The organism is Sphingobacterium sp. UBA7625 (assembly GCF_002484085.1).
GTDB lineage: Bacteria > Bacteroidota > Bacteroidia > Sphingobacteriales > Sphingobacteriaceae > Sphingobacterium > Sphingobacterium athyrii.
The window spans coordinates 65,366-83,007 of sequence record NZ_DLJD01000006.1 but is presented as its reverse complement, the minus strand read 5'-3'; the positions used below and the strand labels follow the sequence as shown (position 1 = coordinate 83,007).

The window sequence follows — 17,642 nt, the reverse complement described above, 5'->3', positions numbered from 1 at the left end:
CTGAATTGTAATGAGTAACGTGAAATTGATTTTTAGACAACTCTGGCGACATCGTCTTTTTACATTTCTGAATGTATTGGGACTTGCCATTGGTATAAGCGCCTGTTGGTTTATCTTTCGTATTGCCAATTATGAATTTAGTTTTGACCGAGAACATCCAGACAAAGAGCAGATATATAAAGTATACTCGCATACTCAAAGCGAAAATGAAAGCGGGGATTTTGACGCAGTACCATTTCCCCTTCCTTATTACCTGAAAGAGAACTCGCAAGATGTCGAATTGGTTGTACCTTATTATAATCGTTATTTTGAAGTCGTAACACCGGCTTCCAAAAGTGAAACGCCCACAGAATTTTCCGGACAGGAAAAGATTTTTGCAACAACTGCCGACTATTTTAAGATGGTACCCTATAAGTGGCTTGCCGGAAGTCCGCATCAGCTTTTCAAACTCCAAAATGAAGTCGTTCTTACCGCATCACGCGCGAAAGCCTATTTTCCCAAGCTGCAAAATCAGGATATTATAGGCAAGACCATTTCTTATGATACGACACAGTTTATTGTATCTGGTATTGTAGAAGACCTGAGTTATCCAAGTACTTTTATTGGTAAGGAGTTTATCAAAATACCTGATCAGGATCCGAACCTAAACAATTGGATGATGCTGATGAACTATTATCAGCTATTCGTCAAAGTCAAATCCACCGATCATCTCAAAAATCTAGCCCATACCATCGATCAAAAAGTATTGCAGATGAATGGCGAAGAATATAAAAAAGAGAACTACAAACAAACCGTTCGTTTTTCAGCATTATCTGAGCTTCATTTTAACCCTATTATACAAAATCACAGCAATATCAAGGTGCTTTATGGACTTATCGGAATAGCTGCTTTCCTACTTGTATTAGCTGCTATCAATTACATCAATCTAAGTACGGCGATGGTACCTATGCGCGCACGCGCTATCGGTATCCGAAAAACACTGGGTGAACGGGAAATTTACCTGACCAGAAGCTTTTTGACAGAGACTTTTTTGATCGCGCTATTCGCATTATTTCTTTCCTGGCCATTGACAAAAATGATGGAATTGCTGTTCAGTGATTTTATTCCTCCAGACCTCAACAACTACAACGACCAGTTCAATCTGTTGTTATTCATCATCGGATTGCTCGTCTTAATTACATTATTTGCAGGAATATATCCATCGATACTGATCAACAAAGTAAGATTGATCGACGTGATGAAAATAAAATCACTGTCAAACAATTCCAACAAAGGGGTATTTCTCCGTAAAGGTCTGATTATCTTTCAATTTGTAATTGCACAGATTTTCCTTATTGGCACTTTTGTGATCAGCATTCAGATCAAACATATGCTCAAAAGTGATTTAGGCTTTAATCAAGATGCAATTGTCACCATATCAATTCCAAATAGAAATGCTGATAAAGCGACAACAGATCCATTTGTTTTCAAGCAGGCATTAGCTAAATATCCCGAAATCAGCCGTGTTTCCTTGGGGCATTTTCCTATGGACAATAGTTATTGGGGCAATCCGATTCGCAAACATGGCGAAGAGGAAAGTAAAAATCAGTTTATGCAGTACAAATTTGTGGATCAGGATTACATTGACCTTTACCATATTAGGTTACTCGCCGGTCGTAAACTGTCGATGTCCGACACAAGTTCGGGTATTGTAATCAATGAAAAAGCCATGAAAGAATTAGGATTTAAAAACGCTGACGAAGCACTTGGACAGGCTGTTGTATCCCGCGACAAAAACGTTAAAATTGTTGGTATCATAGCCAATTTTCACAGCAAAGATCTCCACCAGCAATTGAATCCCATTGTGATGGAGGTTTCGACCAATAGAAGCCCACTCGGACATATTAACGTTCGCTTGGACAATGATCCTAAAAAATGGCCAACTGCATTGGCAAACCTCGAAAAAGAATGGAAAAATATCTATCCACATGCAAAATTCAGCTACCGTTTTTACGACCAGGAGATCAAGTCTCTCTACGAGACTGACATGCGATTGTCTAAGATTATCAATCTGGCAACAGCGATCACCTTATTGCTGAGCTGCCTCGGCCTCGTTGGTCTAGTCACGATAACAACTGTACAACGCACAAAAGAAATTGGAATCCGGAAAGTATTGGGAAGTTCGGTTACCGGTATTATTGGCTTACTGTCCAAAGATTACATCAAACTAATCATCATTTCAATATTGGTATCAACACCAATTGCCTGGTGGGCCATGAACGAATGGTTACGTGATATTCCATTTAAAATTGAAATACAATGGTGGTTATTTTTTATCCCGGCAATACTCACGATAATGATCGCATTTATGACATTAAGTTTCCAATCATTGCGGGCTGCCCGCGCAAATCCGGTGGATAGTTTAAGGGATGAATAAAACAGTAAAGAAGCTCAATAGTAATCAATACAATAAACACCTATCTCTATGATAAAGAATTATTTAATAACAGCAATCAGAGAATTAAGGAAAAGAAAATTCTATACCGCTATCAATATATTAGGTTTGTCGGTCAGTCTTACTGCCTCGATATTAATTATTCTCTGGGTACAGGATGAACAAAGTTTTGATAAATTCCATCCAGACTATGAGCATATCTACAAAGTCAATTCTCATTTAGATCCCGAGCATAATGGTTCTATATGGGAAAATTCTCCTGGTCCGATCGGAAATTATGCACAAAATATACCCGAGGTAGACTATGCAACGCGTATTTCACAGGACCACAATACGACGCTGGTCAATGATAAGCTAAAACGTCCCGTAACGGATATGAACATCTACTATGTTGACAGTAATTTTTTCAACATGTTTCATTTTCCGTTGCAAGAGGGTTCCCTTTCAGGTTTTCAGGCAAATTACAAACAAGCGCTTATCACCCCATCGACAGCCGAAAAACTTTTTAGTACCCAGCAGGCTATCGGAAAAACTTTCCGTTATCAGAAAGATCTCTTTACCGTGGCGGGTATCCTAAAAGATATCCCGCAAAACTCCTCAATGCAGTTCGACGTCGTTATCCCGCTAGGTTATCATGCACAGCGATTTACAAACTGGGGCGGTAATGGCAAATGGAAAACAATCGATGAAGACATGGGCAATTACAGTTTTTCAACCTATGTTAAAGTCAAACCCAACACTTCTGCAGCACTTATCGGAAAATCTATCACAGACTCCTATACCAAAGCCCGTAACGGCGAAAATTCGACTGTATTTGTTTTAGACCCGTTAAAAACCATGCATTTAATTGCTCCTGACGGTAATAAATCAACGCTTCGCATGGTGCAGATTTTTGGGATTATTGCCGTATTGCTGCTGGTCATCGGTGCGGTAAATTATGTCAATCTGAGCACCGCAAGAGCATTGGATCGGGCGAAAGATGTTGGTATCCGCAAAATAATCGGTGCCAACCGTCTCCACCTATTCTTACAATTCATCACGGAAACAATCGTTGTATTCCTTTGCTCGCTGCTGATAGCTTTTATCCTTATATTCATCCTTCATACAGGATATAATCAGATCGCACAAAAATCAATCAGCTTTTCCTTCCGTAATACGGCAATATGGCTATACATTGGGATCGCAATTATAGGGACACTGGGTCTGTCCAGCATATATCCTGCGATACAACTTTCATCATTTAATCCAATCCATTCGTTAAAAGGAAAATCCGTAAAAGGGGTTTCTTCAAATACGATGCGTAAAATATTGGTGGTTTTCCAATTTACACTCTCCGTGACACTGATTGTATGCACACTGGTGATCCGAAACCAATTGGCTTTTATCCAAAAGATCAATCTCGGCTATGACAGAGATCATGTCATGACTCTTGGTCTTCCGGAAGAAGCCTATAAACATATGGATGCGATACGGACCGAACTCAAAAACAACAACGCTATTCAGGCTGTCTCCTTGTCCGGCGTTTACAATATGACGGATTTCGGAAATGCAACCGGAGATATAGACTGGCCAGGCAAGTCCAAAGACAACAAACTGATTGTTGCTCAGGCGACCATTGATAAGGATTTTATCCCTTTGATGAATATTCAATTTCTGGAAGGAAAAAACTTTACCGGCATGCCGGCTGATTCGTCTGGATACATCATCAACGAGACTTTAGCGAAACAAATGGGTTTAAAACCGCCCTACGTGGGATCCAACATGAGTTTTCATGATGTTCCGGGACAAATTATCGGTGTGGTAAAAGACTTTCACTTCAAATCCATTAAAGACAGAATAGGACCGATGGTCTTTTGGACGCGTTATGGAGCAGGTACTTTATATGTCAAAACAAGTACGACAAAAGCACCTGAGGCGATTAAGGCATTAGAAAAAATTTATAACCGTTATCCTTCCGATACACCTTTTAACTATACATTCATCGATCAGCAGTTTGACAATTTGTATAAATCGGAGCGCCGCACTGGCCTGTTATTTAACATTTTTGCGGGCATCGCAATTTTTATATCCGCTTTGGGTCTGTTTGCACTGGCAACTCACGAAGCACAAATGCGCATAAAGGAAATCGGAATCCGCAAAGTACTCGGAGCAAGCACCTTTGGTGTCGTCAGACTACTGGGCAAAAATTTCGTGATCCTCGTTTCCATTGCCATTTTGATAGCATGCCCTATCGCAGTTTACCTGATGAAACAATGGTTGAGCAATTTTGCCTATAAAACAGATCTGGACGTGCAGACTTTTGTCCTGGGAAGTATTTTAGCCTTACTGATCGCAATTATTACCGTTAGCTATCAGGCCGTTCGCGCAGCTTTGAGCAACCCAGTAGATAGTCTAAGAGATGAATAAAAGAAGCTCAATAGTGATCAGAGAAAGTGATGGGTATCAGAAATGATCCCATTACGATCTCTACACGATTATTTCATTAACAAACAAGGGGCATTGGCCAACCTCATACATAGTTTAAAAGACGAATAAATAAATAAATAATGATATGTAAGGAGGTTATCCACGTCTCGGAAAAAGATATAAAGATAACCCCGATAAACTTTCATAAAAAACAGCAACCATGATACAAAATTATATTAAAATAGCCTGGCGCAATATTCTCAAGAATAGAGGGTATGCCACCATAAATATCATAGGCCTTGCCATTGGCCTTGCTTGTTGTTTACTAATCGTTATTTATGTACAGCATGAACTCTCCTACGATAAATATCATCTCAACAAAGACCGCATTTATCGCGTCGTACATGACTATAAAGAAGTCGGTAGCACATCGCAGCAGCAGATCTGGGGGAATGCCCCAATTGGTGAGGCGCTGAAAGCTGACTTCCCGGAGATAGACAAGATCGTTCAATTCTCTGGGCAAACGTCCATCCTACTCAAACAAGGAGAAAATAGGTTCCAGGAAGAAAATGTATTTTTCATGGATTCAACGGCCTTTGATGTATTCAGCTGGAAAGTCCTTGCCGGAAATCCACATACAGCATTAAAAAATGCATATTCTGTTGTATTGACAGAAAGCACAGCTAAAAAGTATTTCGGTAATCAGAACCCTATTGGCAAAACCATTGAAGGTGGATTAGCTGCCGGCCGCGCAGATGCAGGTTTATATACCGTAACTGCTGTGATGGCAGATGTGCCGGCCAACTCACACTTTACCTTCGATGCTCTGCTCTCAATGAGTACATTCCGAAAAGCAAGGCCAGATGTCTTTGAAAAAGAAGGCTGGGGCTATGTGGACTTTTACACCTATTTTCTCGCCTCAAAAGACTTTGATCCCGTAAAATTCAATCAAAAAATACCTGATTTTCTCAAGCGACATATCCCGGTGCAAGAAAATGCCAATTCTAGATACAATTTCCATCTCGAGCCCATGCTTCAGGCTTATATGCATTCTACGGCAGATCGTCAACCCGGAGCAACTGGCAGCTATCAAAATTTGTATATTTTTACGATCATCGGCGGGTTTATTCTACTGATTGCCTGTGTGAATTTTATGAATCTGGCTACTTCCAGATCCATGGAACGTGCCAAGGAAGTTGGTGTCCGAAAAGCAATCGGCGCTAATAAAAGTAATCTGATTCTCCAATTTATGTCCGAATCGCTGGCTCTTGTCTTTTTCAGTGGATTATTGGCAATTGTTCTAGTACTTGCTTTTCTCCCTTTTTTAGAAGCATTTTCTGGAAAACACCTGACTTATTCATCATTAATGAACGGTACTACTTGGTCAATATTTCTTTTGGCAACAACTGTCACCGGACTTTTAGCGGCAAGTTACCCAGCATTGATCCTGGCAAGCTTTCAACCAATTAAAGTCCTTAAAGGAGCTTTTAGCAGCAGTAAGGGCGGGACATTGTTACGTCGGGGTCTTGTCGTCTTCCAATTCTGTCTCTCCATCGCACTGATTGCTGGTACCGTAATCGTATTTTCACAATTGAATCAACTGCAACAGCAGGATCTTGGATTTCAAAAAGCACAACGACTAATCATCGACTATAATTTTGACGAAAAAGTCAACAACAATTTAGAGGCAATCAAAAATACACTCGCAAAAGATAAAGATGTGCAGTCGGTGACAGCTTCACGCACCGTACCGGGAGCATTTTTTCCAAATGCCGGAACAGAGATTATGTCGACAGATGGCAAAATGACCGATTTCGCACCCTCATTATATGAGGTAGATATAGACTTTATCCCCAATATGGGCATCAAGATGGTTGCGGGAAGAGCCTATTCACGTGATTTCCCAGCAGATACCGCTCATTCACTCGTTATCAACGAATCTGCGGCCAAATTATGGGGCTACTCAAACCCACAGGACATTATTGGAAAACAATTCAGACAATGGGGCAAAGAAGGTACGGTCATCGGTGTTGTAAAAGATTTCAACTACCTTTCTTTACATCGTAAAATTGAACCCCTAACCTTGCGTCTTGAACCGGGTAGCAGCCGTTATCTAGCCGTTAATTTACAACATGTCAATCAGCAAACGATCGACAGAATCGGTAAATTATGGGCTGAACTCGCTCCCCATCGCCCCTTTTTGTACAGTTTCTTAGACGATAATTTTAACCGTCAATACGAAGCCGATTATAATTTTAGAAGACTCTTTACCGCATTTTCAAGCCTTGCCCTTTTCATTGCTTGCTTAGGTTTACTTGGACTTGTGACTTATACGGCGCAACAGCGCACCAAAGAAATCGGGGTGCGGAAGGTTCTAGGTGCATCCATCTATAATTTAGTGCTATTGCTTTCTTCCGATTTTATCCGACTATTGGTCATCGCAATCTGTATAGCCACACCATTATCGTGGATAGCGATGAACAAATGGCTGGACAATTTTGCGTACCATATTGAACCAAAATGGTGGATGTTTGCTTTTGCTGGATTGTCAGCTGTATTCATTGCCCTGATCACCGTTAGCTATCAAACATTTAAAGCCGCTAAAGCTAATCCAGTAGACAGTCTGAGAGATGAATAAATAACATAATACAAAAACCGACTATATATAGCACGACACAATCACATACGATCATGATCAAGAACTACATAAAGACTGCATGGCGGAGTATCAGAGCCAACCGATTTTTCAGCATCCTTAATATTAGCGGATTAGCTATTGGCATCTGTGTTTCACTCCTTTTATTTGCTTTTATTCGTCAGGAACTGAGTTTTGATACCATGTATACAAAATCCAATAATATATATCGGTTGCACATGCAGCTGTCGGCGGAATACAATCGGGAGAAGATGATCAACCTGCCCAATGCAGTGGGCCCCGCATTGAAATCAGATATTGCGCAGGTCGATAATATGGTACGGTTGGTAAAAGATGGCTTTGGAGCAACGGCTTCCATCCGCGCTGGAGAGGAAAATTTTAATGAGAGACAATTATACCTTGCAGATTCCACACTATTCTCCATCTTTGACTTCCAATTTATTGAAGGTAGTGTACATACTGCGTTCCTGAACAAAAAGAGTATTGTGCTTTCCCAATCAACAAAAGAGAAGTTGTTCGGAAACAGTGAAGCACTCGGCAAACTCATTTCCATTAACCAAAGGGATACTGTACAGGTAACCGGAGTATTCAAGGATCTCCCTGCCAACAGTACCCTGGACTGTAATATGGTCATGAATATTATGGATTCATGGATGGGGCAAAATGTCTATTGGAGTAATGCCAGTTATGAGACTTATATATTACTAAAAAAAGGAGCTGATCCTGCTATTGTTGCGCAAGAAGCAACTAAACTCATTGACAAATATGTCGAAAAAGATCACCGATATTTTACCGAATTTTTCCTACAACCATTATTAAAGGTACATCTTTACTCATCAAATCTCGGGGAGGGCGTCACCAAGCGTATGGGAAATATTGATACCATTCGCACGCTATCTATCCTTGCGTTTCTTGTTATCGTGATTGCCTGCATCAATTACATGAACCTGGCTACCGCTAAATCACAAAAAAATGCGAAAGAAGTAGGCGTAAACAAAGTACTTGGTGCTACCCGCAGCCAGCTCGTTGTCCGTTTCTTTGTTGAAACCGCAACGATTAGCCTTTTTGCTATGATCCTTGGCGTGCTGCTGTCTGTTATTCTGATTCCGCTGTTTAATACCATAGGCAGCACAAACATTACTATCCAACAACTTCTGAATTGGGATATGCTCGGAATATTAGCCATATCTTGGTTTGTTATCACACTCGTTGCCGGCAGCTATCCAGCCTTATTTTTATCGAAAATCAAATCGATAGCCTTGATGAATAAGGGCTATAACAAACAGGGCAAAACAGTTTTGGTCAGGCAAATTTTGGTGATATGTCAATTTACCATTTCCATTATTCTGATCATAGGCATCAGTGTAATGCTTACACAGATGAATTTTATTCGGAACAAAGATCTGGGTTATCAACCTGAACAGGTGGTATCTATCCCTATCCGTTCTTTCCGGAGCCAGGAAAAACTCAACACACTGAACCAACAGGTCCAAAGCTTATCAAATACGCTATCCACCACGTTCGCACAGTCCATACCAGGAAGTAACGAAAGTGGAAAAACAACCTATAAATTAACAACGGACAAGCAAGGTCTGCCGACGTTAAGCTGCGTTACCTATGGAAAGACCGTAAATACGCTTGGATTAAAATTACTTGCGGGAACGGATTTGCCCGATATCTGGGGACGTCCAGACTCTACGTGCTACGTGTTGATTAACGAAAAGGTACTGAAATTTTTAGGGTATAAATCTCCCGGGGAGGCCATCGGAAAACATATTGTCACCGAGATGAGTCCGACCAATTCTATCATCATCGGTGTCGTCCAGGATTTCAATTATTCAAACCTTAAATCAGAAATTGGAGGTTACAGCTATTATACCATGAACGATCCTTCCGAATCGGCACGAAACTTACTGATCCGTTATAAAACAACAGATGTTAGCGGATATATTGAACAGGTAAAGAAGATATATATGGCCATTGCACCCGAAGCTGCATTCGATTTTTCGTTTTTAGATAAGCATGTACAAAATCAATATGAAAATGAAATTCGGTCATCCAATGTCATGAGCCTGTTTTCGTTTCTTACCCTTTTTATAGCCTGCCTGGGGTTGTTGGGCTTAGCAGCCTATACAACCGAGGCAAGAAGCAAAGAGATCGGTATCCGAAAAGTGCTGGGCGCAAGTGTTCCGAGCATTATTCACTTACTTTCATCAAATTACATCAAACTAATCATTCTTTCTTTTCTTATTGCTGGGCCGATTGCTTATTACCTCTTCAGTAATTGGTTAAATGATTTTGTATATCATATCGAGATGCCTTGGTGGGCATACCTGATTGCGATAATATCAGTCGCGTTGGTCGCATTTATCACAATAGGCTTCCAGACATTTAAAGCCGCACTATTGAATCCGGTAAATAGTTTAAGGGACGAATGATGATCAAAGAGTTTTGGCGCAATATAAAAAATCATATCACGCCAAAAGTAATAAAAACAACTCCTTATTTGTTCGGAAGCGAACAACATACTGTCCATTTTCGAACAACCCAACATGTGCTAAAAATAAAATTAAACACTCATATACAACACATTACACTTATGGCAAACGAATTGATCTAGCTCTTTGCATAGCAACAATTGCTTTCGCAAGCGTTGTTCTATCAGCCAAAAGTATTATGGCGGCAAAAGCTAACCCGGTAAATAGTTTGAGAGACGAATAGATCAAGTTGAACTTTCATTTATAACATGAATTAAAGACTTAAATCCTAAAACAATGATAAAGAACTTTATAAAAACCGCATGGCGTAGTATTTTTTCCAACAAGTTTTATAGCGCCATTAATATTTTAGGGTTAACAGCAGGATTAGTTGTAGGGATATTCTTAATGCTTTGGATTCAGGATGAACTATCCTATGACCGCTTCCATAAACATCATCGATCCATTTATAAAATTGGTATAGAAGGTGGCACTGGCATATCAAAACGGATCTTTGGATCCATCATTGCTCCTGTCGGAAGCTCTGCTAAGAAGGAGATTCCTGAAGTCCAAGATGCTGTACGCATATTTAAAATCGGTGATGCCGCCCTAAAATACAAGGAAAAAAGATTCAATGAAAAGAACCTTGCATTTGTGGACCCTAGCTATTTTAGTGTTTTTGACTTTTCTTTATTGCAAGGCGACCCAAAGCGACCTTTCCCCGATAACAATTCCGTTGTGATCACCCAAAGTACGGCACACCGCTATTTTGGCAATGAAAATCCTATTGGAAAAACGGTAATATTGGGCATTGAAGATCTCTGTGTTGTCTCTGGCGTCATTGCCGATTATCCGGAAAACTCTACCTTTCAATTTCAGGTCTTACTGCCGATATCGCGACTCAATGAACACGCTTATATCAAAAACAAAACGACCTATGACAATAAAACCTTTCTATCCTCCATGGATGAAGATTGGTCCAATTTTTCGTTTGAAACTTATCTACAGTTGAGACCAGATGCCAACCCGGCAACTATCGCGCAAAAATTACAATCCATACACGAACGGAATAAACCCGAAGATGCCCCTGTACCATATGTTACACAAGCGCTGGCAAAGGTACATCTGTACCAGATGGACGGTAGTGATGGGGGGATAGGCACTGTTCGAATTTTTATAGGCGTAGCCATCATGATCCTTGTCATCGCAAGCATCAATTATATCAATCTTTCTACTGCGCGTTCTTTGTCGCGCGCCAAAGAAGTGGGTATTCGTAAAATTATTGGGGCCGGAAAAAAGGAACTTTTCTTCCAATTTATATTGGAAACAACTCTGCTCTTTACCATTGCCTCAACCCTGGCATTAGCAATCGTTTTTAGTTGCCTTCCTTTGTTTAATAACTTCTCCGGAAAACATATTTCGCTGCAGCTCAGCAATCCTACGCTATGGACAAGTATATTGACCATGCTCATCGGTACATTGCTGCTCACCAGTATATATCCCGCCCTCCTTTTATCGAAATTTGATCCGATTAAGGTATTGAAAGGCCGGTTTGCCCTAAAAAATTCCAGCGCACGGAAAATACTTGTTGTCTTGCAGTTTACGGTCTCTATTATCCTGATTACGCTGACAATTGTTATCGGTCGCCAATTGGATTACATAAAACATCAAAATTTAGGCTATGAAAAAGATCATATTATTTCTATTGGCATGTCACCAAAGATGTCTAAGCATTTTGATGCAGTCAAGAGTGAACTTCTAAAAAATAAGGATATTGATGCCGTTATCCGTCTTGGTCGGGATATGGTTTATGGGGGCGGTTCCACTGGAGACAACGATTGGGATGGAAAGCCCAGCAAATCAAATCTCTGGTTCAATATTACGTATTCGGACCAGTCTGCGCTTAGCTTTTTTCAGATAAAACTTACGCAAGGTCGTAATTTTACGGGCTCAACAGCAGATTCAACACATTTTATTGTCAATGAAACGGCAGTACGCGAAATGGGACTAAAAGATCCCATTGGCACACGCCTACGGATTCGAACTGTTCCCGGAACAATTATCGGTGTGGTAAAAGACTTTAATTATGCAAGCGCGAGGCAGAAAATTGAGCCGATGGTATTCCAATACAGCCCCAAAGATTGCTGGCAGCTTTATATCAAAACAACAGCTTCCGGAGCTAAATCTGCTTTGAACTCAATGCAACAGATCTGGAAAAACTATTATGATGATATGCCTATGAACTATAGTTTCCTTGATGAAAGCTACCAAAAGCAATATACGAATGAACAGAAACAAGGTACCTTATTCAATTTCTTCGCACTGATCGCTATCCTGATCTCCTGTCTAGGACTCCTGGGATTATGTACCTATACCGCACAGGTCAAAACCAAGGAGATTGGGATCAGAAAGGTTCTTGGAGCCACCGTATTCAACATTATAAAACTATTAAACAAGGAATTTTTAGTCTTAGTAATTCTGGCCAATGTCATCGCTATACCGATCGCTTTGTATTTCAGCATAAACTGGCTCAATGGCTTTGCCTTTAGAACGACACTCCCCATGACTATATTTTTATATGCAGGTGGGATAACAATTGCTATTGCATTATTTACCGTTAGTTTCCAATCCATCAAAGCTGCTTACGCCAATCCCGTAAAAAGTCTGCACGATGAATAGCTTATATTTAAGGACCAAAAACAACACCATAAAATGATTCGATTATTCCTAAAAACAGCACTTAGAAATTTAAAACGCAACCCGCTAAATACGGCAATCAATATTCTTGGATTATCACTTGGAATTACAGTCGCATTGGTAAGTACACTGTGGATCTCGAAACAGTTTTCCTTCAACAAGCATTATGAAAACCATGATAGTATTTATCAGATGATGATGACGGGAACTTTCAATGGTGAAAAATCTACGGATGGGACTTCCACGCCCATTCCGTTAGCTAAGGTTATTGCATCAGATTTCACCGATGAAATTCAAGATTTAGCATTGGTCACCGATATGGAAAGTAATACGATCAAAGTCGGTGACAAGAAACTGAATGCCTCTGGCTTTTATGCAATGGGCAAATTTTCAGAACTATTTTCGTTCGAATCTGTACTGGGAAATACGCTCACTCCAACGGCAACCTCCAGCATCATTATCTCCGAATCATTGGCCAACGCTCTAATGGGATCGGCTGATGTGATCGGGAAAACTATTCAGCTCAACGGGAAGGAACAATATACGATACAAGGAGTTTATAAAGATATACCTGAAAACAACACTTTTCACGGGTTGCAGTATATTTTGCCGTTTGTAGATTACCTCCGTAAAAATGAAGGCATAGACGAAAAATGGTCAAACTGCTTCTTTAGTACCTTTGGTAGAATCGAAAACCCGCAAAATATCCCCGGGATAGAGCATAAACTAACCAGCATCTTTAGAACAAATCTGACGGATATCAACCCCGAGATTCTATTGCACCCCATGTCCAAATGGCATCTCTATGACGCTTTCAAAAATGGTAAAAATGTCGGTGGACAGATTCAATATGTCTGGATGTTTGCCTGGATCAGTGTGTTTATTCTTTTGTTGGCAAGTATAAACTTCATTAACCTCAGTACGGCCCGAAGTTTAAAAAGAGGAAAGGAAATTGGTATTTTAAAATCGGTCGGTGTCAACCGCCGGCAACTGATTACCGGATTTTTAGTTGAATCCATCCTGTCCGTATCCTGTGCTTTTCTGATAGCGCTTATAATAAGCACTTTGCTTCTTCCGTGGATAAATGCCATTACCAAAACCACATTAGCTATTCCATTTACGAGTATTCAATTCTACCTATACTCCTTTTTGGGAATTTTCTCTGTTGGAATCCTGGCTGGAATTTACCCTGCGCTATTCTTATCCTCTTTTAATCCGATCCTTGCGCTCAAAGGAAAGATGAACATCGGCAAAAGAGGATTCAATGCCAGAAAGGGAATGGTTGTCGTACAATTTGCGATTTCCATCTTTTTGATGATTGCAACCTATCTGGTGATCAAACAATTGCACTATACAAAAGACCGTCCGATCGGTTATAAAAGTTCAAACTTAGTAAACGTTACTAGCAGCAGTCAGTTAATTTCCAAAAACTTTGAGATCCTAAGAAAAGAATTGATTGATCAAGGCTTGATTCAGGAGGTATCACTCACTTCGAGTTTTGTCAATAAGCTCACTTTAACTGGCGGTGGTTTTAGTTGGCAAGGGAATGAAACAAAGGAAGGATCCATTATGGGCATTTTCACCGTAGATGAAAACTTTGCCAACACTGTACAATGGAATTTTTTAAAAGGCAGAAATTTCTCCAAGGATTTTAAGACAGATTCCACGGGAGTAATCATCAATGAAGCTGCGGCCAAATTTATGGGAGTTACAGATCTGACAAGCAAACAATTGTCTAAAAGAGGGATTAACTACACAATTATCGGTATTATACAGAATACCTTATCTGAATCCCCATTTAAGTCGATTACGCCAACGGCCTATTTTCTTGATTTTCTGCCAAAAAATAAAATAACACTTCGACTGAATGAACAGCAAGATATCAGTCAGACGATGAAAGCAATCGCACAACAATTCAATCGCTTTGATCCAGATCTCATCTTTGATTATGCATTCACAGATAAAGAATACGCCAAGCAATTTGAGCAAATGGAAATGATCAAAAGCCTGACCAGTATTTTTACGGGGCTCGCCATACTGATTTCCTGTCTTGGACTATATGCTTTGGTCGCATTTCTAACCGAGCAACGTGAAAAAGAAATTGGTATCCGTAAGGTTCTTGGCGCATCAGAAGTTGGTTTATGGAGATTGTTATGCACCGAATACATCTGGTTAACATTGATCGGATTTCTCGTTGCTGCCCCCTTGGCTTGTCTCCTAATGGAATCTTGGCTTGAAAATTATGTCTATCGTATATCAATTACCTGGACTGTATTTGCGGTTACAGGCTTAACAGCCTTAGTCATTACCTTGTTGACAGTTAGTTATCAAGCGATCAAAGCAACCTGGGCAAACCCCGTGAAAACATTAAGAAGCGAATAAGACCAATTTGTTCGGGGACGGACACCAAACTGTCCGTTTCCGAACATTTAGGTTTAAAAAAAACCAGAACAAAACCCTAAAAATCAAAAGATTACATTTATGGCAAACGAATTGAATTAACCATTTTCTATTGTGCACGACCATGAATACAGCTATCCATTTGGATAAATGGATTATGGACTAGTAAATTATGAAAAATTCAAAATATCAATTCGATGATAAAGAATTACCTTAAAATTGCATGGAGAAACTTGTGGAAAAGCAAAGGCTACTCTGCAATCAACATCATTGGGCTTTCCATTGGAATGGCTGCTGTACTGATTATTGGCATATGGGTGCAAAACCAGTTGCAATTCGATAATTTTTACAGCAATAAAGATCGCCTGTATAAACTTTGGAATAAATATCAAAATGATGAGGGAAAAGTAAGCATGAATGAAATTACTTCTGGACAAGCAGCGCGTGCTCTTGTAGAAGACTATCCAGAAGTCGAACATGTTGCACGTGTGTATTGGAGTACCACTAGGCTGATATCATTTGATGACAAAAAAATCAAATCCAAAGGAAATGAAGTCGATCCAGATTTTATTCGGATGTTTGATTTCAAACTCCTTAAGGGAAATAGTGAGCAAGCTTTACAGCAAATAAAAAATATTATTCTTACAGAAAGCTTAGCAAAAAGCATATTTGGTGATATCGATCCATTGAATAAAACCATCATACTTGATAACAAGGAGCCTTATCAGGTTTCTGCTGTTATGCAGGATCTTCCAAATAATACAAGTTTTGATTTCACCTACCTGATTCCTTTAGCCGATGCTAGCAAATATTCACCAAATTGGAATACAATTACATTCTCAAGCTATGTGCAGTTAAAATCGGGAACCAATATTGAGGCTTTCAATAATAAGCTCATCGATATTATCAAGAAAAAGACCGACGGCGAATTGGGAGGATCCCTATTTCTGTATCCAATGTCCAAAATGCATCTGTATTCAAAATTTGAACAAGGTATTCCAGTTGGGGGAAAGATTGATCAGGTTAAACTGGTTGCAGGAATTGGTCTATTGATATTATTGATTGCCTGCATTAATTTTATCAATCTTAGTACCGCCCGCAGCCAAAAAAGAGCAAAGGAAGTTGCTGTACGAAAAGTTGTAGGAGCCAGACGTCTCAATTTAATTGTCCAATTTCTTACAGAATCAGTCCTGATAGCATTTATATCAGGCTTAAGCGCAATAGTATTGACTAAGCTTACGCTCCCGTTATTTAATAAGATTTTAGATAGACCGTTATTCTTTTCGTTCTCAGATACAACAATATGGCTGTCGTTGATAGGCTTTATCCTCATAACGGGACTATTGGCTGGATTATATCCGGCATTTGTACTGTCCGCTTTCAAGCCCATTAAATCATTAAAAATATTTGCACGGTCAAAAAAATTTCCCTTGAGTTTTCGGGAATTATTGGTTGTTTTTCAATTTAGCATAGCTGTTATCCTGATAATTGCTACCATTGTCGTCAGGCGGCAAATTGAATATGCCGGACAACGAGATATTGGTTATAATACCGCTCAATTGCTCGAAATCGGAATGGAAGGTGATTTAGGGAAAAACTATGAGGCGATCAGATCAGAATTGATCAATAATGGAGTGGCTACAGCCGTCACAAGGATAGGATTGTCCATCACTGGTAGTTCTGGAAATTCCTGGGGTGGTTTTTCCTGGGCAGGAGCTACTCCTGAGCAAGAGAAAAAAATGGGATTTGATCTGGGAAGAGCGGAAAGTGACTTTGTCAAAACACTCGGATTAAAGCTCATAGCAGGACGTGATATCGATTATTCGAGATTAGCCGCAGATAGTACCGCTGCACTGCTGAATGAAGCTGCCGTCAAAGAAATGAAGTTGGAAAATCCAATCGGAAGTTATCTCAAATGGGGAGACAGAAACTATACCATCGTGGGCGTAATAAACGACTATATCAGCGGCTCTCCTTATAATCCGGTAAAACCCATGCTTATATATGCCAATAAGACAGCACTATTTAATCTGGTTATCCGTACAAATCCCAACGCTTCGATGAGCGACCAGCTCAAAAAAATCGAACAAATTATTAAAAAATTCAATCCCGCGTATCCCTTCGAGTATCAATTTGTCGATCAAAAATTTGCCACTAAATTCAAAGACCAACAACAAACAGCCCAGCTCGCTTTCATCTTTTCGGGGCTAGCGATCTTTATATCCTGTCTGGGTTTATTTGGATTAGCATCATATATCGCCGAGCTGAGGACCAAAGAAATTGGTATTCGTAAAGTACTGGGCGCCTCAGTAAGCGGAATTACGGCGATGCTATCCAAAGATTTTGTCAAGCTTGTTATTATTTCTATTCTAATTGCTTCACCTATTGCATGGTGGGCAATGAATAAATGGCTGCAGGATTTCTCTTATCGAATAGAAATACAGTGGTGGATTTTTGCATTAGCAGGCTTAGCAGCCTTGGCTGTCGCCTTCGTGACGGTAAGTTCGCAAGCAATTAGAGCGGCAAATCACAATCCGGTGAAAACATTAAGGGACGAATAATTATCCGTTAT

Annotated in this window: 7 protein-coding genes; all 7 read left to right on the top strand. The window is 39.9% G+C overall.

Annotation, left to right across the window (positions count from 1 at the left end):
* Window positions 1–10: 10 nt before the first annotated feature.
* The 7 genes from B4G94_RS03280 (at window position 11) to B4G94_RS03250 (ending at window position 17,631) form a co-directional block, all read left to right on the top strand.
* On the top strand, window positions 11–2,416 hold the full coding sequence (locus B4G94_RS03280; RefSeq protein WP_286857137.1) for an ABC transporter permease: 2,406 nt from the start codon (window positions 11–13) through the stop codon (window positions 2,414–2,416).
* 48 nt (window positions 2,417–2,464) lie between these two features.
* Window positions 2,465–4,840, top strand: coding sequence for an ABC transporter permease (locus tag B4G94_RS03275; RefSeq protein ID WP_286857135.1), 2,376 nt, complete (start codon window positions 2,465–2,467; stop codon window positions 4,838–4,840).
* Between the two features lie 220 nt (window positions 4,841–5,060).
* Window positions 5,061–7,478, top strand: coding sequence for an ABC transporter permease (locus B4G94_RS03270; RefSeq protein ID WP_286857133.1), 2,418 nt, complete (start codon window positions 5,061–5,063; stop codon window positions 7,476–7,478).
* A 53-nt stretch (window positions 7,479–7,531) separates the two neighbouring features.
* Window positions 7,532–9,934, top strand: a complete 2,403-nt coding sequence (locus tag B4G94_RS03265) for an ABC transporter permease (protein ID WP_286857132.1) — start codon at window positions 7,532–7,534, stop codon at window positions 9,932–9,934.
* Window positions 9,935–10,270: 336 nt separating this feature from the next.
* Window positions 10,271–12,652, top strand: a complete 2,382-nt coding sequence (locus B4G94_RS03260; protein ID WP_286857130.1) for an ABC transporter permease — start codon at window positions 10,271–10,273, stop codon at window positions 12,650–12,652.
* Between the two features lie 33 nt (window positions 12,653–12,685).
* Entirely contained in the window at window positions 12,686–15,052 is a 2,367-nt protein-coding gene (locus tag B4G94_RS03255; protein ID WP_286857128.1) for an ABC transporter permease, read from the top strand.
* A gap of 215 nt (window positions 15,053–15,267) precedes the next feature.
* Entirely contained in the window at window positions 15,268–17,631 is a 2,364-nt protein-coding gene (locus B4G94_RS03250) for an ABC transporter permease (RefSeq protein WP_286857127.1), read from the top strand.
* Window positions 17,632–17,642 lie beyond the last annotated feature (11 nt).

What these genes read in the sequence shown, in the direction of transcription:
- B4G94_RS03270 (WP_286857133.1), top strand. Translation starts at nt 5,061, where the DNA reads ATGATACAAAATTATATTAAAATAGCCTGGCGCAATATTCTCAAGAAT.
- B4G94_RS03280 (WP_286857137.1), top strand. Translation starts at nt 11, where the DNA reads ATGAGTAACGTGAAATTGATTTTTAGACAACTCTGGCGACATCGTCTT.
- B4G94_RS03255 (WP_286857128.1), top strand. Translation starts at nt 12,686, where the DNA reads ATGATTCGATTATTCCTAAAAACAGCACTTAGAAATTTAAAACGCAAC.
- B4G94_RS03250 (WP_286857127.1), top strand. Translation starts at nt 15,268, where the DNA reads ATGATAAAGAATTACCTTAAAATTGCATGGAGAAACTTGTGGAAAAGC.
- B4G94_RS03260 (WP_286857130.1), top strand. Translation starts at nt 10,271, where the DNA reads ATGATAAAGAACTTTATAAAAACCGCATGGCGTAGTATTTTTTCCAAC.
- B4G94_RS03275 (WP_286857135.1), top strand. Translation starts at nt 2,465, where the DNA reads ATGATAAAGAATTATTTAATAACAGCAATCAGAGAATTAAGGAAAAGA.
- B4G94_RS03265 (WP_286857132.1), top strand. Translation starts at nt 7,532, where the DNA reads ATGATCAAGAACTACATAAAGACTGCATGGCGGAGTATCAGAGCCAAC.